At 51.3% G+C, this 25256-nt stretch carries 27 protein-coding genes; 7 read left to right on the forward strand and 20 right to left on the reverse strand.

Annotated features, from left to right (window positions below):
* Positions 1 to 87 precede the first annotated feature (87 nt).
* The 3 genes from AC2YIT_RS07455 to AC2YIT_RS07465 are packed head-to-tail and all read left to right on the forward strand — an operon-like array spanning position 88 to position 3039.
* Positions 88 to 942 carry a hypothetical protein gene (locus AC2YIT_RS07455; protein WP_430847977.1) on the forward strand — a complete coding sequence of 285 codons (855 nt, stop codon included), beginning with the start codon at positions 88 to 90 and terminating at the stop codon, positions 940 to 942.
* Between the two features lie 4 nt (positions 943 to 946).
* Positions 947 to 1876, forward strand: a complete 930-nt coding sequence (locus AC2YIT_RS07460) for a hypothetical protein (RefSeq protein ID WP_430847979.1) — start codon at positions 947 to 949, stop codon at positions 1874 to 1876.
* Positions 1876 to 3039: an adenylosuccinate synthetase gene (locus tag AC2YIT_RS07465; RefSeq protein ID WP_487278781.1), complete on the forward strand. Its 1164-nt coding sequence runs from the start codon at positions 1876 to 1878 to the stop codon at positions 3037 to 3039. The genes AC2YIT_RS07460 and AC2YIT_RS07465 overlap by 1 nt, the downstream gene beginning before the upstream one ends.
* Before the next feature lie 217 nt (positions 3040 to 3256).
* Here AC2YIT_RS07465 and AC2YIT_RS07470 read toward each other — a convergent pair whose 3' ends face one another.
* The 7 genes from AC2YIT_RS07470 to AC2YIT_RS07500 all read right to left on the reverse strand — a co-directional run bounded on the left by AC2YIT_RS07470 (position 3257) and on the right by AC2YIT_RS07500 (position 9903).
* On the reverse strand, positions 3257 to 3679 hold the full coding sequence (locus tag AC2YIT_RS07470) for a secondary thiamine-phosphate synthase enzyme YjbQ (RefSeq protein ID WP_487278782.1): 423 nt from the start codon (positions 3677 to 3679) through the stop codon (positions 3257 to 3259).
* A 50-nt stretch (positions 3680 to 3729) separates the two neighbouring features.
* Positions 3730 to 4224, reverse strand: a complete 495-nt coding sequence (locus AC2YIT_RS07475) for a DinB family protein (RefSeq protein ID WP_430847985.1) — start codon at positions 4222 to 4224, stop codon at positions 3730 to 3732.
* Between the two features lie 25 nt (positions 4225 to 4249).
* Positions 4250 to 4636: a VOC family protein gene (locus AC2YIT_RS07480; protein WP_430847987.1), complete on the reverse strand. Its 387-nt coding sequence runs from the start codon at positions 4634 to 4636 to the stop codon at positions 4250 to 4252.
* Between the two features lie 36 nt (positions 4637 to 4672).
* A complete protein-coding gene (locus AC2YIT_RS07485) occupies positions 4673 to 6013 on the reverse strand; it encodes an MFS transporter (protein WP_487278783.1) in 1341 nt (446 codons plus the stop codon).
* 187 nt (positions 6014 to 6200) lie between these two features.
* Positions 6201 to 6815, reverse strand: a complete 615-nt coding sequence (locus AC2YIT_RS07490) for a hypothetical protein (RefSeq protein ID WP_487278784.1) — start codon at positions 6813 to 6815, stop codon at positions 6201 to 6203.
* A gap of 160 nt (positions 6816 to 6975) precedes the next feature.
* A complete protein-coding gene (locus AC2YIT_RS07495) occupies positions 6976 to 7494 on the reverse strand; it encodes a DinB family protein (protein WP_430847993.1) in 519 nt (172 codons plus the stop codon).
* A gap of 105 nt (positions 7495 to 7599) precedes the next feature.
* The gene (locus AC2YIT_RS07500; protein WP_487278785.1) at positions 7600 to 9903 is read right to left on the reverse strand and encodes a glycoside hydrolase family 95 protein; all 2304 of its coding nucleotides are present in this window, start codon (positions 9901 to 9903) and stop codon (positions 7600 to 7602) included.
* A 197-nt stretch (positions 9904 to 10100) separates the two neighbouring features.
* Here AC2YIT_RS07500 and AC2YIT_RS07505 point away from each other — a divergent pair, with 197 nt between their 5' ends.
* Together AC2YIT_RS07505 and AC2YIT_RS07510 are read left to right on the forward strand one after the other, a co-directional pair.
* Entirely contained in the window at positions 10101 to 10847 is a 747-nt protein-coding gene (locus AC2YIT_RS07505) for a GNAT family N-acetyltransferase (protein ID WP_430847997.1), read from the forward strand.
* Between the two features lie 69 nt (positions 10848 to 10916).
* Positions 10917 to 11564: a hypothetical protein gene (locus AC2YIT_RS07510; protein ID WP_487278786.1), complete on the forward strand. Its 648-nt coding sequence runs from the start codon at positions 10917 to 10919 to the stop codon at positions 11562 to 11564.
* Between the two features lie 128 nt (positions 11565 to 11692).
* Here AC2YIT_RS07510 and AC2YIT_RS07515 read toward each other — a convergent pair whose 3' ends face one another.
* From AC2YIT_RS07515 to AC2YIT_RS07575, 13 genes are all read right to left on the reverse strand, one after another.
* Positions 11693 to 12637, reverse strand: coding sequence for an L-histidine N(alpha)-methyltransferase (locus AC2YIT_RS07515; protein ID WP_487278787.1), 945 nt, complete (start codon positions 12635 to 12637; stop codon positions 11693 to 11695).
* Positions 12638 to 12647: 10 nt separating this feature from the next.
* The gene (gene egtB, locus AC2YIT_RS07520) at positions 12648 to 13805 is read right to left on the reverse strand and encodes an ergothioneine biosynthesis protein EgtB (protein ID WP_487279014.1); all 1158 of its coding nucleotides are present in this window, start codon (positions 13803 to 13805) and stop codon (positions 12648 to 12650) included.
* Complete coding sequence (locus AC2YIT_RS07525) at positions 13786 to 15363, reverse strand: ABC transporter permease/substrate-binding protein (RefSeq protein WP_487278788.1); 1578 nt, start codon at positions 15361 to 15363, stop codon at positions 13786 to 13788. Before AC2YIT_RS07525 ends, egtB begins: the two co-directional genes overlap by 20 nt.
* A complete protein-coding gene (locus AC2YIT_RS07530) occupies positions 15363 to 16124 on the reverse strand; it encodes an ATP-binding cassette domain-containing protein (RefSeq protein WP_430848008.1) in 762 nt (253 codons plus the stop codon). The genes AC2YIT_RS07525 and AC2YIT_RS07530 overlap by 1 nt, the downstream gene beginning before the upstream one ends.
* Positions 16125 to 16242: 118 nt before the next feature.
* Positions 16243 to 17622: a mercuric reductase gene (locus AC2YIT_RS07535; protein WP_487278789.1), complete on the reverse strand. Its 1380-nt coding sequence runs from the start codon at positions 17620 to 17622 to the stop codon at positions 16243 to 16245.
* 143 nt (positions 17623 to 17765) lie between these two features.
* Positions 17766 to 18692 carry a bifunctional riboflavin kinase/FAD synthetase gene (locus AC2YIT_RS07540; protein ID WP_487278790.1) on the reverse strand — a complete coding sequence of 309 codons (927 nt, stop codon included), beginning with the start codon at positions 18690 to 18692 and terminating at the stop codon, positions 17766 to 17768.
* The gene (gene truB, locus AC2YIT_RS07545; RefSeq protein WP_487279015.1) at positions 18689 to 19423 is read right to left on the reverse strand and encodes a tRNA pseudouridine(55) synthase TruB; all 735 of its coding nucleotides are present in this window, start codon (positions 19421 to 19423) and stop codon (positions 18689 to 18691) included. The genes AC2YIT_RS07540 and truB overlap by 4 nt, the downstream gene beginning before the upstream one ends.
* A 42-nt stretch (positions 19424 to 19465) precedes the next feature.
* Complete coding sequence (locus AC2YIT_RS07550) at positions 19466 to 20242, reverse strand: undecaprenyl-diphosphate phosphatase (protein WP_106598363.1); 777 nt, start codon at positions 20240 to 20242, stop codon at positions 19466 to 19468.
* Complete coding sequence (locus AC2YIT_RS07555; protein WP_430848014.1) at positions 20239 to 20454, reverse strand: DUF3098 domain-containing protein; 216 nt, start codon at positions 20452 to 20454, stop codon at positions 20239 to 20241. The genes AC2YIT_RS07550 and AC2YIT_RS07555 overlap by 4 nt, the downstream gene beginning before the upstream one ends.
* A 76-nt stretch (positions 20455 to 20530) precedes the next feature.
* Entirely contained in the window at positions 20531 to 21409 is an 879-nt protein-coding gene (locus AC2YIT_RS07560; protein WP_430848016.1) for a cell division protein FtsX, read from the reverse strand.
* Between the two features lie 129 nt (positions 21410 to 21538).
* Positions 21539 to 22132 (reverse strand): bifunctional nuclease family protein, encoded by a 594-nt coding sequence (locus AC2YIT_RS07565; RefSeq protein ID WP_106598360.1) that lies wholly within the window; start codon positions 22130 to 22132, stop codon positions 21539 to 21541.
* A 295-nt stretch (positions 22133 to 22427) separates the two neighbouring features.
* Positions 22428 to 23402: an electron transfer flavoprotein subunit alpha/FixB family protein gene (locus AC2YIT_RS07570; RefSeq protein ID WP_430848019.1), complete on the reverse strand. Its 975-nt coding sequence runs from the start codon at positions 23400 to 23402 to the stop codon at positions 22428 to 22430.
* 37 nt (positions 23403 to 23439) lie between these two features.
* Positions 23440 to 24177 carry an electron transfer flavoprotein subunit beta/FixA family protein gene (locus tag AC2YIT_RS07575; protein ID WP_487278791.1) on the reverse strand — a complete coding sequence of 246 codons (738 nt, stop codon included), beginning with the start codon at positions 24175 to 24177 and terminating at the stop codon, positions 23440 to 23442.
* Between the two features lie 94 nt (positions 24178 to 24271).
* Between AC2YIT_RS07575 and AC2YIT_RS07580 the strand changes: the two genes are divergently transcribed.
* A complete protein-coding gene (locus AC2YIT_RS07580; protein ID WP_487278792.1) occupies positions 24272 to 24598 on the forward strand; it encodes a tetratricopeptide repeat protein in 327 nt (108 codons plus the stop codon).
* A 156-nt stretch (positions 24599 to 24754) separates the two neighbouring features.
* The gene (locus AC2YIT_RS07585) at positions 24755 to 25111 is read left to right on the forward strand and encodes a hypothetical protein (RefSeq protein WP_430848025.1); all 357 of its coding nucleotides are present in this window, start codon (positions 24755 to 24757) and stop codon (positions 25109 to 25111) included.
* The last annotated feature ends 145 nt before the right edge of the window (positions 25112 to 25256 follow it).

Below are 25256 nucleotides of genomic sequence, written 5' to 3' on the forward strand. Positions count from 1 at the left end.
TCAATGACGTGGGCTTGGTGCCGTTACTTCTGATACCTTGGCGTTCTCTCGGCTATTTGGGGTATTCATAAAAGGAAACTACGAGTCATGACAGACGACAGCGTATTGATCGCGCAGGTGTTGCAAGCCAACGATTACCAGGTGTTGGCCGCAAGTACAGCAATGACTTATCGGGACATGTTGAAGGCCGTCCATCCGGACAAATGCAGCCATCCCTCGGCGCAGGAAGCTACGAACCGCTTGATCGAACTGTTCCGGCATTTTGGCAGCGGCTCTCCTTTTGCTGACGATTCAGGCAAGTTTCTGACCAATAACCACTGGGTGCTCTTTCAGGGCGACAGGCAGGCCGTGGCGCAAGCCAAACGAAACCAGCAGGAAATTGCTGCCGGCGCGCCGGAACATTTCAGGCGTTACATGCCATACAGCTGGGATTCCGATAACAGTTTCTTGCTTTCCCAAAGAGCGATACCGCTGGTGGACCTGACGTTATCGCAAGAGCACGTCAATTGGGTCGTTTCGCGGTTGCTGGAATTTTGTATGCTGCTGCACAGGCACACGGCCCATGCGCACCTGGGCCTCACGCCCGCACAGGTAATGCTCGTGCCCGAAACGCACGGGATTGCTGTGGCCGGTTTTTACCACCTGTCGCCGCTAAATGGCAGGGTGCAGACGATATCGGGCGCTTACCGGCATTGGTATCCCATACAATTGCTGAGAGACAAAAAAGCGACGGAAAATGCCGATGTGGAAATGGTGAAACGCATGGGCGCTTATCTTCTCGGCGACCGTTCGGGGCTTGGTACTTCGCTGCGGAAAACGCACCAGGGGGAGTTTGTAGATTTTCTCCTGAGCTCCGATGACGATTCACTGGCGTGCTACGAAAAGTACCGCGAAATGCTCGACCGAAATTTTCCATCACAATTCATACACTTAAATATTTGAAACAATGGGCTATTCCTCATGGAGTGATGACGCTTACGACAGCGTAAGCCGGGTACGCAGGACGCAATCGATCGACGACAATTTTACACAAAACAAGCTGGGTGTGATCCATCCCGATCTTTCTCCGGAAGGTGTCAACGTCCGCGAGTCGCGGGATTCGCAGTTGCATCCCGATTCGGTGCCGATCATCGTGGCGCTCGACGTAACCGGTTCGATGGGGTCCATCCCCGAAAACCTGATCAAAAACAAACTCGGGGCATTGATGAATACACTGATAAGTAATGGTATACTGGATCCGCAAATCATGTTTATGGCGGTTGGCGACCATATTTCCGACGATTACCCCTTGCAGGTAGGTCAGTTCGAGTCGGGTACGATGGAGCTGGATGCCTGCCTTTCAAAGATTTTCATCGAACGGGGCGGAGGCGGACAGAATCGCGAAAGTTACCCATTGGCATGGTACTTCGCTGCCAGGCATACTTCCATTGATTCGTTTGAAAAAAGGCAGGAGAAAGGCTTCCTTTTTACAATCGGCGACGAAGGTTTCCACGATGTAATGGCGGCCGATTTGTTGCAAGCGAAATGCGGGTACCGTGGAAAGGAAAACCTCAGCGCGGCCTCGTTGTTGAACGAAGCTTGCCGGTCCTATTTCATTTTTCACATTCATGCCAATGAAGCCAGCTATCACAATGACCATTTCGTGTTTTCACAATGGAAGGCATTGCTCGGAGAGCGTTTCCTGGTGTTGGAAGACCAGAATAACATTGCCGAGCTCATCGCCACGACCGTAGCGCTGGTAAAAGGGGTTAGTGCGGACGCAGCAATGAGTGGTTTCGACAGCAAAACACGACAATCTGTTTCCAATGCGCTGGTGGCCGTTAAAGATTCACTCGTTCGCCGCGATCATGGCGCTTCCGGCATTATCGCATTGTAATGGCGCATACTCACATTGTTTTGGGGATGGGTTATGGTGATGAGGGAAAGGGCGTTTTTACCGACTACCTTTCCTCTAAACTGGCCCACCCGGTCGTGATCAGGTTCAATGGAGGGCATCAATGCGGGCATACCGTTATGCATGCGGATAGTCAGTTGCATGTGTTTTCGAACTTTGGTTCAGGCTCTTTCCGGCAGATACCCGTGTTCTTCTCCCGGTTCTGCACGATCGATCCGACGGGTATTGTACGGGAACTCAGGGCATTGCAGCAATGCGGCATCAGCCCCGTATTGTTTGTGGACCCGCTGGCCATGGTTACAACCCCTTTTGACAAATTCTATAATATCAACGACCGCGCCAACCTCGCTCACGGCACCGTGGGCGTGGGCTTTGGCGCGACCGTCGAGCGGAACCAGGGGCCGTTCAAGCTTTATGCCCAGGACCTGTTTTTTCCTTCGGTTTTGGAGCGTAAACTCGAAGCCGTCCGCGACTATTATCGGACCAGGTTCAAAGCCCGTGGGCTGGAAAGCTGCCTGGAAGCCCTGGAACTGGAAATCCTACGGCTGGACCATTTCCTGCGCGATGTGGATAGCGCCCGTGGTACCATCCGCTTGTTGACGGAAAGCCGGCTGTTCGAAATGGGTTTTGAAAATTATATTTTTGAAGGTGGTCAGGGAATCCTGCTGGATATGGATTTTGGCATCTTCCCGAATGTCACCCGGTCGAATACGACCAGCCGAAATGCATTTGAAATACTGCGCCGCAACGGTCAGCAAACTACTCCGACGGTTTACTACCTGACCAGGGCCTATCAAACCCGCCACGGAAACGGCTGGATGTCGGCAGAAAACTGCCCAGTTGCACTCATCCATAACCTGCACGAAACGAACCGCCCGAGTGGGCACCAGGGGGCATTTCGGACGGGAATTCTCGATACCGATATGCTCAGGTATGCGCTGCAATGCGACGCCAACTTTGCAGGCGGCGCAGAAAAGCAAATGGTTATTTCCTGCATGGACCAGCTGACGGGCTATCAATACCTTTCGGACGGAAATGTGCTGACTGCACCAACGAGGGATTCGTTCCTGAAACAGATTGCGCTTTGCGAAAAGGTCTGGACTAACGACGGACCGGGATCGGACACGATAAGGCAATGGCGCTGAATGGATTGTAAGCTCATTTTCCTGTATTGATTGCCAGAAGGGTCCCTGAGGTTCTGGCTGAGGAAAAATGTTGCATACTTATAATATGTTTTATACTTTTAATAATATTGAATGGTTGATGCGAATAGTACTTTGAGCTATCCCAAGGCTATTCTGCATTCCTGCTGAGTTAGGGAAGGCCAAAAAATAGAGGGTAAGCGCTTGATGTCCCACGTGGCTAAATTCCCCAGGCCGTAATCATGAGGTTTCTCGGCCCGCCGTAGTCGCGGTGCTCGCAGAGATAAATGCCCTGCCACGTACCGAGTGCGAGCCGGCCGTTCCGCACCGGGATCATCACCGAGCTCCCCAGCAATGATGCTTTCAAATGCGCCGGCATATCGTCCGAACCTTCATAGTCGTGCCGGTAATCGGGATCGTTTTCAGGGACGGATTTATTGAAATACATTTCAAAATCGATGCGCACAGTAGGGTCCGCATTTTCGTTGATCGTCAGCGAAGCCGAGGTGTGCTGGATAAATACCTGGCACATCCCGGCTTTGATTTCGGTGATCGACGGTAGTGCGTGAAGGATTTCCCCCGTAATGAGGTGAAAACCGCGGCTTCTTGCTTTGAGCTGAATGCCTTGCTGGAACATTTTCATAAATGTCTGATCGCTGTTTAGCCCGCAAGAAAGCACAATTCCGCCTATTTCTACATGTAACGCATGCCCGGATATCCGAGTAATCTCCGCCAGAGGGCGATTTGCCCGATGATATTCGCTTCGCGGTAGATCGAGAAGGTGATCAGCTCATACAGCGATAATGAAAACTCCGGCCCCATATCGATGCGCCGTTCCAGTTCTTCATCGCTCACATTGCTCAGCAATTCTTTTAGGATAGGTGTGATTTTATTCCAATCCTCCTGATACGAGGCGATCGACGGATACTCCACACCATCCTGAATTCCCTTGAAGTCTTTAAAAAGCTCGTTGGCCTGCTGCTGGCCCTTATAGCCGAACTGGCGTGCCAGATCGAAACGCTGCTCTACGAGCGCGCCTGCGAGCCAACCAATGTGGTTGGCTTTGGTATCCAGCCGCTTTTGCGTGTCTTCGTGGGATATGTTTTCTGTTACAAAGGCAAAAAAGGGAGTTTGCAAGTCGTAGAGGCTCACAATGCCCTGCATGCGGGTGCTCTTCACATTTTCCATGTTCTCAGTTGAAGGTTAAGGATGATTATTTTTCAGTTTCAATGACCGACAGGATATTGCCGGCCGGATCGGTGAACCAGGCAATGGTCGGGCCGTTGCCCCGCATGATATCGTCCGGGTCCGTCTTGAATCCTGGCCAGTCGTAGCTTTCGAATTTCACTCCTTTGGATTTGAGTGCTTTAACGACCTCTTCAATGTTCCTGACCGGGAAATTGAGTACGGTGAAAGTCGCTGGCTCGTGATTCGGTTTTTCGTACAGGATCACTTCGTAGCCTCCGTGAATGTGCAAATGGAGGACCGGCATTTCCTGCTCCTGCGATACTTCTATTCCAAGTACTTCGCCGTAAAACTGTCGTGCTTTCCGCAGGTCATCTACCGAGTATCCGCTGAAAGCTTTCGTTTGTCCAAACATAGCTGTGTAGGTTAGTTGTTGATTGAAAATAAAAGACTATGAGGCCTGCTCGCTGACAGGCAGGTCGTCGGTATCGTATTCAGGCGCGGGTTTCTGATAGACGAGCGACAATTTCCGGTAAGCAGCTGATTGCATGGCGATCAGTGTTACAATGAGACCCACAATGCCCGTTACAATAAACAAAAGTGCCAGGCCACGTGCCGTTCCTGTCCCGAACCAGGAGCCGATCAGTCGTACGCCGGCGCCGGTTGTCATGAAAGGAATGAAAATAAATTTGGCAATAGGCCCGATCATGAATGCGGTGATCGGAGAGGCGGCCTGCTCAATGCTTTGCGCGAACCCGAATACGCGGCCCTGACGTTCGTGCGGGATGACCTTTTGAAGGATCGTCTGCTCGGTCGCTTCCACAACGGGGATCAGGCAGAGGTAAACGAACATACCAATGCCCAGTAGCACAATGGACGACTGAATGGGGAAAATCATGCATATCAGCCACATCACGATGTTCGAGGTAAATAATGTTTTCAAAGGCATTTTTCCCAAACCGCGCTTTGCTACCACCAATCCGCCCACGATGAAACCAAGGCTCAGCACGCCCCACAGGATTCCCCAAGCCTGCACCGATACGAGCGAGAGGCCGTACGCGTCCATGAGCGACATGAATACCCCGCCCAGGAAGTTGTTGAATGTATTGAAGAAAATTAATCCGAACAGGCCCGGAACCATGCCCACTGCCGCAACGGTACCCCGGATATCGATATGCTGCGCGTGCGATTCGGTGTGGACGACTTCTTTTTCAGGAATGGAGATCGTGAGTAAATGCAGGATTACCAGGACGCTCAGGCCTACGGCCAGCACCATCATCCATAATACACCCAGATAACCGATCACCAACCCGCTGAAAATCGACGCGATCAAAAACGACACGCCATTCGCCGTACCGACCATGCCGTTGGCCTTGTCCCGGTTGTCTTCCTCGATCAGGATCGTCACCACGGTGGACAATGCAATGGAGCGGATGTTTCCGGTAATGGCCCCGAAGAGGCAAAGCGTGATAAAGAGCCAGAGATTAACGCTCGAATCGTCTTTGAAAACGGCTTCGGGCGTGGAAATGTAAATGATCAGGGCGATGATGTAGAGTACCAACGTGAGCGTAGCCGAGAGCATCATCGAAGTCTTTTTCCGGTACCTGTCGACGATCGAGCCCAGAAAGAAGCCGGAAACGGCCACTGTTGCAAGGTAAACCCCGGCCATGACCGAGGTGGCGAGTACCGATCGGGTTTCGAGATAGACCCAGAACGTGACGGCAAACCAGACAAACGTATTCGTAAGCGCAGCTGCCAGCGAATTGGCTAAAACCGCATAAAACGTTTTCATAACGATATCGATTAATTACCGGATTGTCACCGGCTTGCGAAGTGTTGTTACAAAAATACGGCCAGCCCGGCATTTTTCCGGGGTGAGTATAAGACAAATTACGGGTGTGATTGTGCCAAAGAAGTTCTTGGCGAGTGGAATGAAATGCCGGAGAAATGAAAAACCCCGGAGAAAACCGGGGTTTGGGCTATTTCGGATCCACGCGTTGGTGCGCGGCTTTCGGAGCGTTGTATTGGGTTGGCTGCGGAGCCGTCGATTGTGTATTACCCTGGCCCTGCTGTGGCACCGTTTGACCGGTCGTGGGCTGTGTAGCGCCTTGCACAGGCGACGTTTGCGTCGCGGGAGCATAGGTTCCTGGGACGGGTGTTCCGGTCGAAGGCGCCTGCTGCATTTGAACCTGCTGGACCTGGCCGGATGCAGCGGCGGATTGCTGCTGGATCAGCTGCGGTTGATAGCGTTCGGTCATGGTTCGCGGGTCTTGCGAGGTAGTTACTTTCGGTACCGTTCCCTGCTGGGTAACGGGCCGTGAGTTCACTTCAAACCCCAGATCCTGCACCTCGGATACTTTCTGACCGGGTACAACGGCCGGTGCGGGTTGGACGATGGTACCGAGTTGTCCTGGTGCCTCAGGTGCAATCTGGCCCGTAGGTTTTGGTTTGAAAGTAGTGGCGGGGGCCGATTGTGCGCCGGAATAGGCTCTCGGGACTTGTCCCGTTGGCGCGGGCTGTCGTACCTGCGCATTGGTGTTTAAGGAAAATAGCAGGCCCACAGCGGCGGCTACTGTCCATACTTTGGATTTCATGTGCGGCATAGTTCTCAATTTCAAGAGTTTCAATGGCGCTAAGGTAGGCACTAAAACCATTCCATGAAAATCAAAGCCCCATTTCTCCTTCCGACCGGGAGCATTGGCTGGTCAGCGCAGCTTACGGAGGAAAGTGAAATGGGGCGGAATTTATCGGCTGTTAGGCGCGATCCCAGAAGAATGGCGGTTCCACGCCCAGCGCACGCAGGTACACGTAGCCTTGTGCACGGTGGTGAACCTCATTGTCGATCAGGTAAAGGATCGTGTTGTAGATCGTGTTTTCGTACATTCCAAAGGCTGCTTCCACCTCGTTGAAGCGCTGCGCAGGAATTTGCGGCCACAGCGTGTTAATGTAGTCGGTTACCAGGTCCCAAAGGTTGAGCACTTCCGCTTTGGTGGCTGGTGCGGGAGTCGAGTGATTGAGCACAGGCTCACTGAATGTCCAGTCGCCGAATGCGATACCGCGTATACCGGGAGCTGCCAGGCCGATCATCTCCATGGTGAGCTGGGCGTAAGTACGCATGCCGCCGATCGAAAAAGTATAAAACTGATCCTCAGGAAATGCTTCGATAACCTTACGGCTGACGCGACGGTGGCCTTGCCAATGTTCCAGAAGTGCCTCAGCGGTAATAACGGTTGCGGGAGCGGCCAGTTCTTGTGCGGTGTTAGTAGTTTCCATGTCAAAGGTTTTTAAAGTTTATTGTTTGATTACATTACAAACTAAACATCGCCGAGTGACAGCAGTATGTCAGCAGCATTTTCGGGCCGCTGAAAAAAAACAATTTTATTTTAAAACCTTCAAATCCGGCCCGAAACGGTAGGTTTTGCCCTTCGTCGTATTCACCGATACCGTCTTGTTGCCATAGCGCAGCCTGCATGGGTTGCCGGCTTTCGAGCGGACCGTTAGGGTTTCGAGTTGTCCGTTTTTCCAGGTCATATCCATTTCAAACCCGCCACGGGCGCAAAGTCCGGTAACACGGCCGGTTGGGAGAGCGCCCGGTAGTGCGGGCAACAGACTGATTTCGTTCAGATGGCTCTGCACCAATGTTTCGAGGATACCGGCGGCACCGCCGAAGTTGCCGTCGATCTGAAAAGGCGGGTGGGCGTCGAACAGGTTGGGGTAGGAGCCGCCGCCGCTCATTTTCTGACCGGCGTCATACACCGGATTGAAAAGCTTGCGGATCATGGTATAGGCGTGTTCGCCGTCCAGGAACCTTGCCCAATAGTTGATTTTCCAAGCCAAACTCCACCCCGTGCCGTCGTCGCCGCGGTAATGGAGCGATTTCATCGCCGCTTTGAGCAGCTCGGGCGTGCCGGTTGGCGTGATCTCTTCGCCCGGGTACACGCCCCACAAATGCGAAACATGGCGGTGATGGCTCGTAGTATCGTCGATGTCGGTCATCCATTCCTGCAATTGTCCGTAACGGCCAATCCGGTTCGGTGCGATTTGCCGGCTGGTTTCAGCCAGTTTTTGAGCAAATGCGGCATCTGTTTTTAAAATGTCGGCCGTTTCAATGCAGGCCTTGAACAACGCACGGATGATCTGATGGTCCATCGTCGGACCGGCCACCAACCCGCCATTTTCCGGAGAATTGGAGGGCGAGCTGATCAGGAGGCCTGTTTTCGGATCTTTAACCAAAAAATCGAGGAAAAACTCCGCTGCGCCTTTCATTAGTGGATAAGCTGTGTTTTGCAGGAATGCCTTATCCTGGGTGAACCGATAGTGTTCCCACAAATGCAGGCTGAGCCAGGCGCCCCCCGTTACCCAAATGCCGTGATTGGAGGCATTGATGGGCGCCGCCCCGCGCCACACATCCGTATTATGGTGTAACACCCAGCCCTTTGCATTGTAGTGTTCCTTCGCTACTTCCGTTCCGGTTAGGGAAACTTCCTTTACCATTTGAAACAGCGGTTCGTGGCACTCGCTGAGGTTGGTCATTTCGGCAGGCCAGTAGTTCATTTCGGTGTTGATGTTCACGGTGTACTTGCTATCCCACGACGGATTAAGCTTGTGGTTCCATTTACCTTGCAAATTGGCGGGATGCGTTCCCGGCCGGCTGCTGGCAATGAGCAGGTATCGCGCAAACTGGACATACAATGCGAGCAATGCCGGGTCGTCGGGCTTGCTCTTGAACTGGCTCAGGCGCTCGTCGGTAGGTAATGCGGACGCATTGCTGGCCGGTAGCGTCAGCGCGAACCGGTTGTAAAGCTTTCGATAATCCGTCGAATGCGCGGCCAATGCTTTTTCAAAATTGGGTGCATTCCGGAGGATTTCGGACGTTTTTGCAGCGGGGTCGCCATTTACGTTTTTGTAATCGACGTAGTTGGTGGAGGCCGCAAGTATGAGCGTCGCATTCGTGGCATTTGAAATCAACAGTTTCCCATCGGCTTGTTTTACCGCGCCATCAGTGACGACTTTGAGTTTGGCGATACCGAATAGCGCACCTTTATTGACGTAAACTTCCAGTTCAATCTGTTTTTCGCCCATATTCACTTCTTTTTTTGCGTGAATAGCGTCCATCCGTACGGTAAAATCCAGTTTGCCTTTCTGTGAGCTGGTGATTTGGTAATAGATCGCTTTCGCAGGATAACTGGCGAATGCCTCGCGCGTATAGCGGATGCCGCCCGATTCATAACTGCTTTTTACAGTGGCGCCCCGGAGGTCGAGTTCGCGTACATATGCACTGTGCTGCGTGTGGCCCGGAAAGTCTACATACACATCACCAAAAGCCTGATAGGCCATTTGCCGCATGGGCTGGCTCATGAACTGCTCATTGGCCAGCTTTTCAGCTTCCTTTTGCTGGCCTTCATTGAGGAGTCGGCGAATCTCGCCCAGGTGTGCGGAGGCGCCCTTATGTGCGTAACTTCTTGGTTCGCCTGTCCATAGCGTCTCCTCGTTAAACTGGATCTGGTCGGTTTCCACGCCGCCGAAGATCATGGCGGCCAGTGCACCATTGCCAATGGGTAATGCTTCTTCCCATTGTTTTGCGGGTTGTTTATACCAAAGCTTCGAGGCGGCGTCACCCTGCGCGTGGCATTGGAAGATAATAAGTGTAAAAAAGGTAACGGTCTGAATTAGAGGCTTCATGCCGGTCTGGGATATAGTGAATAGAAATGTCGGTTTAACAAAAAGCACCGCCGCTGCCTTGCTGACGTGTTTTTAGCCGCCATGCCCGTACAAAAAAAGGCCGGTGAAGCACCGTATTTCCTGCAATGCAGCTAGTTTTTTTCATACCATTATACTATCTTATTACCCGCTTACCCCTACACTTTGCGCGCCACACTATGCGAGTTAGTATTTCTAAAATCGGGCTGGATGGGATCAGGGACCTTCGCACGATGTTCCTGCACGAAAACAACTTCCAGTTTGTCTGTAACAAGTGCCACGACTATGGCTGGGCCGATACCTGGCTGTTTCGGATCGACAATGTCCGCATAGGTTATGGTTCCGTTTGGGGCACCGATCGCCGACAGGACCGCGACACGATCTTCGAATTTTATCTGCTGCCGCCTTACCGAAAACATGCCAGCATTGTATTTGAGGAATTTCAATCGCATTGCAAAGCGATATGGATCGAAAGCCAGAGCAACGACATTTTCCTGACCACAATGCTCTATCGTTTCTGCGAAAATTCTTTTGCGGAAGCCATTCTTTTTGAAGACGGTTTCCAGACTTCCTTCGAAATGCCGGGAGCCATTTTCCGCAAACGCTCCGAGCATGACCCGATGAATGGCGACGATAGTGAATACGTGGTCGAGGCGAACGGCGAGATCGTCGCCAGTGGCGGCCTGATGCTCAATTATAACATTCCTTATGCCGACATCTATATGCAGACGCGCGAAACGCACCGCGAAAAAGGCTATGCGACCTATATTGTGCAGGAACTGAAACGCATCGCATACCGGATGGGCCGCGTGCCCGCCGCGCGCTGCAATATCGGTAATCGCATTTCCCAGGCTACTTTGGAGAAGGCCGGTATGCGGGTGTGTGGTTTCCGGCTGAAAGGGGCAATACGGGTTTTGGAAGATTGAGAAGTTTCAGCCTGCGACGCACGGCACGCTTTTTGAAGCTAATGGGTTTCAAATCAAACAACTGAAACCATGGCTACTACAACAAAGGGCAATACCAAAGAAGCCTCTTCTAAAATGAAACAAGGCGCTTCGGAAAAAAGCGCTTCTTCGAAAAGTACGGCCACCAGGGCTACGACTAAAAGCACCGCGAAATCGACGTCTTCGAAGGCATCCGCTACTAAAAAAACAGCCGCGGAGACCACAGCCGCTGCACGGGCTGCCGGTAAAAAGGCGTCAACCGGAGCGAAATCCGAACCTAAATCGGGCGGTACCAAATCAGATAGTACGAAGTCAGCGAATGCAAAATCTGCAAACTCTAAATCGGCGGGATCGAAGTCAGCCGGCGCCAAGACGCCGGATAGCAAATCTACCGGTTCGAAAAAATCGTCAGGCAGTTCCGGATCCAATACTTCGACCCGCGACCACGATACGATCCGGGCCTGGGTGGAGAAGCGTGGCGGTGTGCCTTCGGTAGTGAAGGCCACCGGCAAGAAAAAAGATGGCGACGGCATCCTGCGCATCGATTTTCCAGGATACAGCGGTGAGGATTCGTTGGAGGAAATCAGCTGGGAAGATTTTTTCCAGAAATTCGACGAAAGCAAACTGGAATTTTTGTACCAGGAAAAAACGGCTGATGGTAAAGAGAGCCGCTTCAACAAGTTTGTATCGAGCAACTGAGGCAATGTGCTCGTAGTGTGAGAGTTCAATAATTAATCAGATTGCTGTCAGCCTGAGCGAAGCCGAAGGCCGGTACAGGGCCGGCCTTCGATTTCGCTCAGGATGACAATTAATAATACAACATCATTTCACAACGTCCAGAGGCTATCCGTAAAATAGGCCTTGCAGTCCTGAAAATGCTCTACAACCCGGAAGCCGTTGGCCGCGGCTACTTCTTCAATTTCAGATAATGTATACTTCTTGGAAAGTTCGGTCCAGATCAGTTCGTTCCGGTCGAAATCGTAGCACTTGTCGGTATGCCGGATATGTACTTTTTGCGGCACCAGGCTTACCAGATAGCTTCGTACTTCGCCGTTAACCGGATTGTAATGCGAGTAGAAATCAAACTGGTTGGTTTTGAAATTTCCGCCCAGTTCCCGGTTGATACGGTGTAATAAATTGATATTGAATGCTTTGGTGATGCCACGCGGATCGTCATAGGCGCAACGCACGGTGGCCGGGTTCTTTTGCAGATCGAAGCCCGTGAGCAGGTAATCGCCCGGGCTCATACATTTGCGGAAATCGGCGAGCAGGCTTTTGACCTCGTGTGCTTCGTAATTGCCGATATTTCCGCCCAGGAAAAGTAAAAGGCTCGGTACGCCCGATGCAGCCAGTTCCTCCATCATAGAGAAGTAGTTGCCGATCATCGGGCTGATCTTCAAACCGGGCAAGTGGGCATGCATATTTGCCGTTAGCTCTTCAATGGCTTTGGAAGAAATGTCGATCGGAACATAGGTAAAGTCGACCTGCTGTTCGACCAGCTTTTTCAGCAACTGACGTGTTTTGATACCATCGCCCGCGCCGAATTCTACGATTTGGAACGGGCCGGTGAATGTCAGCTTTTTGATAATATTTTCCCCTTGCAGCGACAAAATCTCGAACTCGCACGGTGTAGGGTAATACTCTGGCATTTTCATAATGTCCTGGAAAATCCCGCTGCCTATATCGTCGTAAAAATACTTGCTTGAAATGTGTTTCTGTGGTGCGGACAATCCCTTGTGAACGTCTCTCGCAAAAGTTTGTAAGTCTGTCATATCGATTGATTTATCGCGCGAGCCGGATGCCTGTGTACTGCCAGCGCTCGTGTGTGTGAAAGAAGTTACGATAGGTCTTGCGGGCGTGTCCGGGCGAAGTGGCTACTGACGCGCCGCGGAGTACCATCTGGTTCACCATGAACTTGCCATTATACTCTCCGACGGCCCCCGGCGCTTTCGAAAAGCCCGGGTAGGGCAGGTAGGCGCTGTTGGTCCATTCCCAGCGCTGGCCCCAGTCGAGGTTGGCGGAGGCAATCTCCCATTCGAACTCGGTAGGCAGGCGCATCCCTTTCCATTGGGCAAATGCGGCGGCTTCGAAAAAACTGATATGGCTTAGAATAGCTTCACGATCCACTTTTTGCAAGCCATTCAATGTAAAATAATGCCATTCGGCTTCGATCCGGTGCCAGTACATCGGGGCAGAAACCTGATTTTGATTTACCCAGGACCAGCCTTCATCCAACCAAAGGTTGAAGTCCTGATAACCGCCGGCTTCCATGAATTCGATGTACTCACCGTTGGTAACGAGTCCTTTTGCAATTTCAAACCCATGTAAATATACTTTGTGCCTACCCAATTCATTGTCGAAACAAAACCCTTCACCCTGGTGCCCGATGTCGTAAATGCCTTCGGGAATGGCCAGAAAGCCGGTTTCGGTGTTGCGACCGCCGACCATGTTCTGTCCTTCGCGGTAAACCGGAAAGAGCGGGTTATGACCGAGGATGTATTTGATATCGGTGATCAGAAGCTCCTGGTGCTGCTGCTCGTGGTGCAGGCCGAGCTCTACCAAAGCCAGGATTTCCGGATCGGAGAGATTTTCGAGCAACGCGTCCATTTGCTCGTCGACATACCGGCGATAGGCGTACACGGCTTTGGTAGTGGGGCGCGTCACATTCCCACGATCAGTGCGGAGCGTGCGTTCGCCTACGTTGTTGTAATAGCTGTTGAACAGATAATTGAAATCGGGGTCGTAAACGCGATACGCCGCTACATTGGGTTTGAGGACGAAAGTCTCAAAAAACCAGGTTGAATGTGCCAGGTGCCACTTGGGCGGGCTTACGAATGCAACGGGCTGCGGCACGTAATCTTCCGTTTCCAGTGGCTCGCAAATGTATTCCGAGAGTTTCCTGACATTGTGAAATGCTTCCCTAATGCCGGTGGCTTCCATTAGTTGCATAGTTTTTCAGATCTGTGATGGTTTGGATATTCAAGGATTGTGCCTGCGCGCGACGCATCATCAGCGCATAAGCATTATTAAAGCCGATGGGACGGAGCCATTGGAGCTTGTATTGTTTTAAAAATTCATTTTTGACGTAGGCATAGACCTTTTCGCGATCGCCTCCGAGTTCTTCCAGCTGTTGGCGACCGGGTTTCAGGATCGCAAGCAAGCCAGTGCCCGTGTACTCGGGGTACATATCGATTTCGGCGTTGGTCAATGCGTCGAAACAGATTTTGGTGCCGCCCAGCCCGGTTTTGGTAATAACTTTCAGGTCGGTATGTCCTTCGATCAGTTCCTTGTACATTTGAATGAGAATGTACTGCTCGGCGAAAATCTTCGAACCGAGGCGCAGCGTGCCCTTATGACCGCTGCGAGGCGACTGGTAGAGATTTTTGGAAACGAGAAATTCATGGGCAACACGGTCAGGAGCTTGTTTGAGATAATCGACACGGTAGTTCAGTTCGGTCATGACGGAATCACCGATATACCCCGACAATTGCTCTAATACCGACTGTAATTCAGGGTATTGCCTGAGTGCCTCGCTCCGCACCACGGGCGCGGCATAGTAGGGCGGGAAAATGTGCTGGTCGTCGTCCAGCGTTACGAGGTCGAATGCTTTCAGCCGACCGTCCGTGCTGTACCCGCTGATCACGTCGAGCTTTTCTTCAAATGCAGCCTTATACATCACGGCGTCGCTGATCACCACGGTAGGAATATCCAACCCGTACTTCGATTTCAGGCCTAAATAGCCATCTTCCCGTCCCATGAATTCGGGCGTAAAACCAGCCAGCAGCTTGCCTTTGGCATAAGGGATCAGGTAAAAGGAAGAGAGCAAAAGCAGCAAAACGGGCAATACAACCTGGATTTTACGCATGCTTCTCAAACCAGTCTTTTGGAGCAACGATAGCAGGAAGTCGAACAATACGGCCAGCAATGCAGCCGGAATGGCCCCGGCGAGGATCATTTGTGTATTATTCAATGCAATGCCCCCGAAAATAAACTCGCCCAAACCTCCCGCTGCTATGTAAGCGGCGAGCGTAGCGACGCCTACATTGATGACCGTGGCGGTACGGATTCCGGCGAGAATCACGGGCATTGCTAGCGGCAACTCCACACTTGTCAAAATCTGCCACGGGTTCATACCCATGCCCCTCGCAGATTCGGTGATGGCCGGATCGACGCCCGTGATACCCGTGTATGTGTTGCGGATAATAGGTAACAATGCGTATAGAAACAGCGCGGTAATCGCAGGCAAGGCACCAATGCCCAGCAGCGGTATCATAAAACCAAGCAACGCAATGCTGGGAATAGTTTGCAGCACTCCTGCGATTCCAAGCACCAGCCACGCAGCTTTTTTCCGCCGCGCGATCCAGACTCCCAGCGGTAGTCCTACGGCAATGGCGATGAGCAACGAGATGCAGGTGAGACCGATATGGGCCACAGTCTGGTCCCACAGCTTACCCGACTGCTGCGCTATAAAACCCCAAAGTGACTGTTGCTCTTCCATTACCCTTGTGCTCTGATGCGTTCGTAAATGCGGGAAATATCGTCGAGTTGCTGGCCCAGGAACGAGTGTACGAACTCGTTCACGGGCCTGAGTAGCAGATCGCCGGGCTTGCCTTGTTGTACAATGCTGCCCTTGTCCATCAGGCAAATATGATCGCCCATTTGAAGCGCTTCCTGCACATCGTGGGTGACGAGCACGACGGTCTTCCGTTTCAGTGCGGGCAGCTCCGCGAAGTCATTTCGCACGCTTGTACGCGTTACAGGGTCGAGTGCGCCAAAGGGCTCGTCGAGGAGCAGAATGGGCGGATCCGCTATCAATGCACGGGCAATGGTGATCCGCTGCTGTTGTCCGCCGCTCAGCTCGCCCGGGTATTTATTTTTGAAATGCGGAGGTAGTTTCAGCTGTTCGAGCCAGCGCACGGTATGTTCCTGAATTTCGTTCGGCTGCCAACTCAACAGTTTCGGCACAACCGCGATATTCTCGGCCACGGTATAATGCGGGAAAAGCCCATTGTTTTGAGAAACATAGCCGATCGACCGGCGCAGCATTTCCGGGTTTTCCCCGGAGATATCTTTGCCCGAAATCTCGATCCGGCCGGAAGTGGGTTCTATCAGCCGGTTGAGCATTTTCAGCGTGGTGGTTTTTCCGCAGCCGCTCGTACCCAGCAGTACCATGGTTTCGCCTTCGCCTACCCGGAAGGAAACATCCCTAACGGCCTCAATACCATTAAAATGCTTGCTGATGTGGTCGGCAATGATCATGATGTATGCTAACAGGTACGTGGTTCAGGTCTGCAAAATGAATTTGCCTATTCTTTTTGTACGTAAATCGGCCGGAAAACGATCCATTTTTACCGAAAAAAGGCAAAAATGCTGGCCACTAATCGAGCGTCATGAAAAGGTTGTTCAGCGATTCCGCATACGTGGGATGTGCAAATACGCCGTTCCGTATCTGCTGGTAAGTGATGCCGCCGATCATCGCCATTTGAAGAATCGTCACGATCTCACCGCCTTGTTCCGCCAGGACGGCCGCACCGAGGATTTTGCCGGTTTGGGCATCTACGATGGCTTTCATCATGCCCCGTTCATCCCCGGTTTCGATCGATCGTGCGACGTTGTCGTTTTGCAATACAGCTACTTTTATATCAAGCCCTTTTTCCCGCGCTTCCTGTTCCGTAATGCCCACACGACCGAGCTGCGGGTCGATAAACATGCAATATGGGACGAGCCGCTCCGCAATACTGATTTGTTTTTTCTCAACAACATGCTGGATGATCAACCGGTAATCATCGTAGGAAACGTGCGTAAAAGCAGGGCCGCCCTTCACATCCCCCAATGCAAAAATGCCTTCTGCTGTGGTTTCGAGTTTCGCATTTACCTGGATGTATCCTTTTTCATCGAGGTCAATGCCAGCCATTTCGAGTCCGAATTCGCCTAGATGCGGCCTGCGTCCGGTAGCCACGAGCACATGCGTACACGAGCGCCGACTTCTGCGCCCCTCTGTTTCAAGTGTGACCGCAATGATATTCCCGCTTTGAGTGAATTGAACCGCCTGCGTATTGGTGAGTATTTCAATGTCCTCCCGGGCAAGTATCTTCACGATTTCTCCGGCGATATCTGCGTCTTCTTTTTTCAAAATCCTTTTCGAGCGCTCGATGATCGTCACCTTACTACCGAACCGCGCGAACATTTGCCCGAATTCCAGAGCGATATAGCCGCTGCCGAGAATGAGTAGATGCTCCGGGATCTCAGATAGCTCCATAATGGTGGTGGAAGTCAGGTAAGGGATGCTCCGAATGCCCTCGATATCAGGTATGACGGGTTGGAGGCCGGTATTGAGAAAGAATCTGTCTGCAGTGAACGTTTCGCTGCCGCCATCCTTTAATGAAACCGTAATCTCCTTTCGACCGGAGAAACGGGCCGTACCGTAAATGAGGTCGAGGCCGGCGGTGTTGAGGATACGCTCTTCGGAGTTACCGCGCATAGTGTGTACAATGCTGTTTTTGCGATCGAGGATTTCGTCGAAATCGATCGTGATGCCTCCAACGCTCACGCCGAGGGTTTCATTATGGCGCGCCGACCATGCCGCTTTCGCCGAGGCGACCATCGCTTTAGTGGGGGAACAGCCGTCGTTCACACAAGTACCACCGACCCATCTTTTTTCAATTAGTGCTGTTTTCAGACCTGATTCGGCCAGCTTGCGGCAAAGCGGCGTACCTGCCTGACCAGCGCCGATTACAATCGCGTCGTAATGTTTCATAAAAGGAATGATTGATTGCCGGAACCAATTAAAGAAAGCAGGTTTGACCCCGGTTTTACGTATAGGCACAATAAAAGCGTGCCGGGTAGGGCACGCTTTACGCAAAAGCAAACTGTATGAGTAGGTAAAAGAGTTCGGATCGGTTAGCCGAAATAGGCGAGGGTGTTCTCCTTGTCTATCCCGATCTGTTTAACGAGCATATCCAGCCCGTTGAACTTCTGTTCCGGACGAAGGTAGTGAAGCAATTCCAATTTAAGGTCTTCGCCGTAAATTTCTTTGTCAAAGTCGAACAGGTTCGCTTCAATAGTCCGGATTGTGCCGTCCACCGTAGGGCGCACGCCTATATTAAGCATGCCTTTGAATACCTGATCCTGGTAAATCGCATGGATCACGTACACCCCGTTCATCGGAATCAGTTTATAGGGCTCGTGCACGTAGAGGTTTGCCGTCGGGAAGCCGATCGTGCGGCCGAGCTGTTTCCCTTTTACCACAGTTCCTGAAAGCGAATAGGGGCGCCCAAGTAGTTCGTTTGCTTCGTGTATATGGCCCGTAATCAGCGCTTTGCGAATGCGCGACGAGCTGATGGCCGTGTGTTCGATGTCCTCCCTGGGAATTTCTTCCACTTCGAAACCGTATTCCGAGCAGTTTTTCTGCAAGAATTCAAAACTGCCTTCCCGGTTACGGCCAAAACGGTGGTCGTAGCCGATTACCAGCTTTTTGGTACCGATTTTCTCCACCAGGATCTGTTTGATAAACTCGTCGGAAGTGAGCTCGGAAAAAGAACGAGTGAAAGGTATGATTGCCAGGTGCTGGATGCCCAGTTTGGCAAAAAGCTCTATTTTCTCCTCGATCGTGGAGAGCAGTTGCAGGTCCTGGCTATCCTCCGACACTACCGTACGTGGGTGTGGCCAGAATGTGAGCACCACCGATTCTCCGCCCGATTGTTGCGTAATTTCTTTCAGACGGGCCAGTATTTTCTGATGTCCCAGATGCACCCCGTCAAATGTGCCGCTGGTTACGACGCCATATTCCAGTTTTTGAAAGGAATCCAGGCTATGATAAATGTTCATTCGTCAACTTCCAAATTCAACGCTACTCGTTTCTGATGGATAAAAGTCGTCAGCTCCCATGCATCTTTCAGTTCGAACTCCCCGATCCTGGTCCTGCACAGCTTGCTCATGTAAGCGCCGCTGCCCGCCAGCTCGCCGAAATCGCGAACCATACTGCGAATATAAGTACCTTTTGAACAAATGATCCTAAAATCGATGGAAGGAAAGTGGGTAGCGTCAATTTCGAACAGCTTGATCTCCACCGGGCGCTTCTTGATCTCGGCCTCCTCGCCGCGCCGCGCGAGCTTATACGCACGCACCCCGTCGATTTTGATGGCAGAGAACAGCGGGGGAATCTGCTCGATATGACCGGTAAGCTGCCGGCGCGCATTTTCGAGTACTTCCGGGGTAATGTGGTCGGTAGGGTACTCGGCGTCGAAGTCGCTTTCCATATCTATGGACGGCGTCGTTTTGCCTAGCACCAGGGTCCCGGTATACTCTTTTTCCTGCGCCTGAAAATTGTCGATCTGCTTGGTTTTTTTACCGGTACAGAGGATCAGCAGACCGGTAGCAAGCGGGTCAAGAGTGCCGGCATGGCCTATCTTTTTGAATTTGCAAGCCCTTTTGAGCTTGTTGGCCACGTCAAATGAGGTCCACGTCAAGGGCTTGTCGATCAGAATGACCTCGCCTTCGTCGGGTATGTTTTCTTCTTGTTTCAAAACTAAGGAAATTAATGGCGATCGGCCGACCATCATGCATGGCCGGCCGATCACTTATGGTGAAGCCGAAGGCTTTTAAACAACATCCAGCTGGTAACCCGATGCCAGCAAACCGAGCAGGATCAGGCCGAGGATAATGCGGTAATAACCAAAAACTTTAAAACCGTATTTGGTCAGGAAGCTGATGAAGAACTTGATCGCCAACATCGCTACCACGAATGCAACGGCATTGCCGATCAGTAACGTCTGGATATCTTCCTTCTGAATGGTATCGTAAGTTTTCAGCAGCTTGTAACCTCCTGCGGCAGCCATGGTAGGCACGGCCAGGAAGAACGAAAACTCAGCCGCCTGCTTTCTTGACAAGCCATTGAGCATCCCGCCAATGATCGTCGAAGCCGAACGCGAAACGCCCGGGATCATCGCAATACACTGGAAAAACCCGATTTTCAATGCGGTAGGAAAGGTAATCACCTTTTCACGCGTATCATTCGCGATGCGGTCGATGAAAATCAGTACAAAACCTCCGAGGAGCAGCGAGATCGACACTACCCACACGTTTTCGAGCAATGCATCGATGAAATCGTTCAGCAGAAAGCCGATGACAGCTGCCGGCAGAAATGCCACGAAAAGTTTGAAATAGAAATCGGTAGTCTGAAAAAAACGCTTCCAGTAAAGTACGAGTACGGAAAGTATAGCCCCGAATTGAATATTGACCGTGAACATCTTGGTGAATTCCAGATGGCTGATCCCCATGAACGAGGAGGCTATGATCATATGCCCGGTGGAAGAGATGGGCAAGAACTCGGTAATTCCTTCAACAATTGCCAGAATGATCGCCTGCCAGATACTCATGAATTAGCAGGTTTACGGAGGATCGCCCAGAACTCGATGATGAAACCCGCAATGGTAATGATGGGGCCGAGGGTCAGGCCTAAAAAGCCGAAACCAAACTCTTCGCTATCGAAAGTCATAATCAGGAAGCCTGCGAGGATTACCGCAATGCCGACCAGCATCGTCACATAGTTGGATGATGAAAATGGGAGTTCATTTTTTGAAGTACTCATAACGTTTATTTATCGGTTACTGTTCTTGAATGTCTGAATAGAGGAATGGGACCGCCCGCCCGGATACGACGGCCTGTCAATAAAGATCGTCGAGCGCCATGCGCAGATAGCGTGCGAGTGACTGGTAGGTGCTCGCTATACCGATGGCGACGCCGAGGCCAAGCACTGAGGCTATGAGGATTACGATCTTGTCGTATTCCTGTAACAGCGCAAGTCCTTCTACGTTACGGATCGCCAGTTGTTGCAGGCCGATCAGCAGAATGGCAGCGATAACGCCACCGATCAGCCCCTGAATCGCGCCGCGCATTACGTAAGGCTTCTGAATAAATCCATTGGTAGCACCCACGAGCTGCATGCTGCGGATCAGGAAGCGCTGCGAATAAATGGCCAGTTTGATGGTATTGTTAACCAGCAATACAATAATAACCAGCATGATCAGCGCGAAACTTGCCAATACGATGTAGATTTTCGTCACGTTGCGGTTGATATTGTCGGCCAGATCTTCCTGGTACACCACCTCGTACACGCCTTTCACCTGATCCAGATCTTTCTTGATCTGTTGCAGCTTGGCTTCTTCAAAATAGTCCTCCTGGATTTTCACCCGGTAGCTGTCGCGCAAGGGGTTTTCTCCCAGGAAAGTAGCAAAATCTTCCTTGGTACCTTCGATGAATTCTTTGGCGGCTTCTTCTTTTGAAACGAATGTAATGGCCTTTGTTTCAGTGGATTTTAGCACAAAAGGCTTTGCCTGAATAATGTTGAGGATCGAGTCCTGCCCGGCTTTGGAAACTTGCTTATCGATGAATACCCGCACCTCGATGTTCTGGCGGATAATGGAAACCAGCTTTTTGGATTGGATCACCAGGAGTCCGCAAAAACCGATCAGAAACAATGCAGCCGTAAGGCTCATGACGATCATTGCGTTGGGATAACTCCCGATCTTCTTTTTTTTAGGCATAACAGCGTAGGATTTCGCTCGTCGTTGGTTCTGTTTTCTGGAATACGACCCGGGCAAAAATAAGGATTAAAATTTCAAAACAGCCCTTTTGGGGACAATCCTTAACTATTTTTAACTATAAAGGCGGTTTTAGTTCCGTCTTCCCATTTCGTCGCGGATCTTGGCGGCCTTCTCGTAGTCTTCTTTCGAAAGAGCATCGTCGAGCATGCGTTGCAGCTCGTCGTAGGTAAGGTCGCGGAGCGAATCCTTTGAGCCGGAAGGGCGGATGGTTTCACGAACGGCGTCCTCATCCTCGTCTTCCTCCTCGGTCACGGAGCTGGAAACAATGCCTGCCTCGGACAGAATGGTCTCGTAGGTATAAATAGGAATGTCGAAACGAAGGCCGATCGCAATTGCGTCCGACGGGCGGGCGTCGATTTCTACTTCACGAAGGTTATCGGTACAAACGATTTTGGCGTAGAAAATGCCCTCTTTGAGGTCAGAAATGACGATTTCCTTCAATGTATAATTCATGCCGTCGGCGAACGATTTGAAGAGATCGTGCGTCATCGGGCGGTTAGGTACTATGTTTTCAATCTGGACGGCAATGGCCTGTGCTTCGAATACGCCAATGATGATGGGCAGCCTGCGGTTGCCGAGTTCTTCTCCAAGTACCAATGCAAACGAACCGGCTTGGGATTGGCTTGGTGAAAGCCCCAGAATTTCTAACTTAATTTTTTTCACGTTTAAATTAAATGCGCAAATGGTTAACAGTCGTGGTGAATGGTCTTTGGGCTGATTCTTGATTTTCAAGGAATTAACAAGTAAACCCTGCAAAGTGTTCCTGTTTGAAAAGCGCCATTGGCTGGATCAAAGGTGCAAAAATAAATAACCCTTACTGCATAAAAAAATGCTGTAAGGGTTAAGATTCGGTGCCTGTGGGCAGGGTGAAAACCAAAACGGGTTAATCAATTGATTTTAAGCCGCTTTTCGGTGCATTGTTATTTCAATGAATTTGAAAAAAAGAGCCTTGGAGCCACTATTTGAGGCTTTTTGCCGCTTCCGTCAGCTTAGGCAGTACTTCAAAAACATCTCCGACGATGCCGTAGTCGGCCGCTTTGAAGAATGGTGCTTCCGGATCCTTGTTGATCACCACAATGCATTTCGAGCCGTTCACACCTGCCAGGTGCTGGATTGCGCCGGATATGCCGCAGGCGATGTAGAGGTTCGGTGCCACTTTAATGCCGGTCTGCCCGATGTGCTCATGATGTGGGCGCCAGTCGAGGTCGGAAACGGGCTTGGAACAGCCGGTTGCCGCACCCAACGCCTTCGCCAGGTCGATCAACGGCTGCCAGTGCTCGGGGCCTTTCATCCCGCGCCCGCCGGAGACGATAATTTCCGCCTCGGTCAGAGACAGTTCCGAGTCCGCCTTTTCGACGCTCACGACGCTGGCCGTGAAATCGCTGTCCCGCAATGCGGGCTGGAATGCTTCCACAGTCGCGTTACCGCCGGTCAAATCAGTCTCGTTGATTTCGACCGCATTCTTGCGAACGACCAAAATCTTGATATCTGACTTGATTTCCGTCGTGGCGAATGCTTTACCGGTGAAAATACTCCGCGTCACTTTGAAGCCACCATTGGTTTCAGGCAATGCGGTCACGCCGGACACGATGCCCGCTTTCAACTTCGCGGCGGCACGGGCCGCCACGGCATCGCCGAGGCCGGATTTAGAAAGGATAATAATTTTACTGCCTTCCTGCGCAGCTGCCTGTACGAGTGCGTCCGCGTAGGCGAGACTGTTTTCGTGTTCTAGTTTCGTATCGGCGGCATGAAGCACTTTGGCGGCTCCATATTGCCCGGCTTTTTCAAGTTCTGCGTTATCGGCTTTGCCCAATGCAAGTACCACGGCCTGGCCGCCGGTTTGGGAAGCCACTTTCGCGCCATAAGCCACGGCTTCCAGGGAGGTTTTCTTGATGGAACCGTTATCGAGTTCTACATATATAAGGACTGACATGATCGTTTTCGTTTCAATGTGAAAAATAAGCCGCGCGTTACAGCACTTTTGCCTCGGTTTGCAACAGTTTGATGAGCGTTTCTGCTTCGCTGGCAGGTATCATTTTGCAAGCACCTTTCGGAGCGGGCAGCTGATAAGTTTGCGGTACCGTCATATCGTCGACGGAAACGGGTTCCACCACATTCAATGGTTTGGTACGGGCCGTCATAATGCCCCGCATATTCGGGATTTTCCACTCGGCAATCGGTTCCTGGCAGCCCAAAACCAGCGGAAGCGGCGCTTTAAGTACTTCCTTGCCCCCGTCAATCTCGCGGGTAATGGTGGCATTGTTGCCTTCCAGGTCGAGTTTCATGACCGGCGAATAGGAGAGGATGCCCAGCATTTCACCCACCAGCCCGTGCACTACACCGCTGTTGTAGTCGATCGACTCGCGGCCCATCAGAATAAGGTCGTAGCTGTTTTGACTGGCAATGTGCGCGATTTGCGCTGCTACGAAATAGGAATCCTGCGGATCGGCATTCACGCGGATAGCATCGTCGGCGCCGATGGCGAGCGCCTTGCGGATCTGCGGTTCCGCGTCGGCTTCACCCACGTGCAGGACGGTAAGGTTGCCGCCGGATTGCTCTTTCAGCTCCACGCCGCGTGCGAGCGCGTAGTCGTCGTAAGGACCGATGATGAACTGTACACCGTTCTTGTTCAGTTTGGTACCGTTGTCGGTGAAGCTTATCTTGGCTGTTGTATCGGGGACATTAGTTATACAAACGAGTATTTTCATGATGGTATGGTTACTTATCTTTACGTTTGATGAGAATAACTTTGTCCGGGCAAATTAAAGGAAAAGTAAATAGTATGCAAGCATAATAATATCGATGAATAACTCCCTACTCGCCAACTTACTCGCTTTTTACGAAGAAGACCCCACTGATCCGTTCAACGCCTACGCGCTCGCGATCGAGTATTCCAAGTCTGATCCGACGGAAGCGGAACGGTTTTTTGACCTCCTTCTCGAAAAACATCCTGATTACCTGCCTACCTATTACCATGCTGGCGCATTTTTTGCTGCATTGGGAAAAGTGGAAAAAGCTGAGGGAATTTATGAGAAGGGGGTAGAATTGGCGCTGGTTCACAAGAATGCCAAAACGCACCGCGAATTGCTCTCGGCCTACAATAATTTCAGGGATGAACTGGATGACTGATCCTGCGTGAAGCTTGCGGTTTTACGGAAAATTGGCTATCTTTCTTCAAGATCCTGCTCCACCGGGAATATCGCTCCTGTCATATCCCCCTGCTCAGTCAAGATTTTGTATTGTTGAAACTGCTGGTATTAGAGCAGAAAATTATTCATGTTCATTATGGAAAAAGAAGCATTCATCCCACTTGTGGTAAAGTGGGCAAAATCGCACGGGTTCAAGGAAATCCAGGCTAATATGGAAGGGTATGAAACGCCCAAATCCTACGAAAGGGCGGCGGATAACATCCGCTTTACGCCCGATGTGACAGGCGTGAACATGTTCAACAGGCATTACCTGGAAGTCTGCATTAAAACCGACCAGATGCGTGGTCATATCTCCAAATGGAAGCTGCTCAGCGAATTGGCGGGTATGAAAGGTGCGAAATTGTACCTGATGGCCCCACGCGGGCACGTCCGCTTCGCGCGTGAGGCGGTGGATCAGTATAACATCCCCGCCGAAGTCGTCAAAATTGATTGATGATTGTTTGGGGAGCGATTTGGTTAAGCGTAGTCATTTGTGGTCAAGGTTAGTCAGGTGTAGTCAAGAATGGTCAGGTGTGGTCAAGAATGGTCGGAGATTTATTCGAATGACATCACCCGACATTCCTGACAATAAATAACAA

It is taken from the genome of Dyadobacter sp. SRI_021, assembly GCF_057586235.1.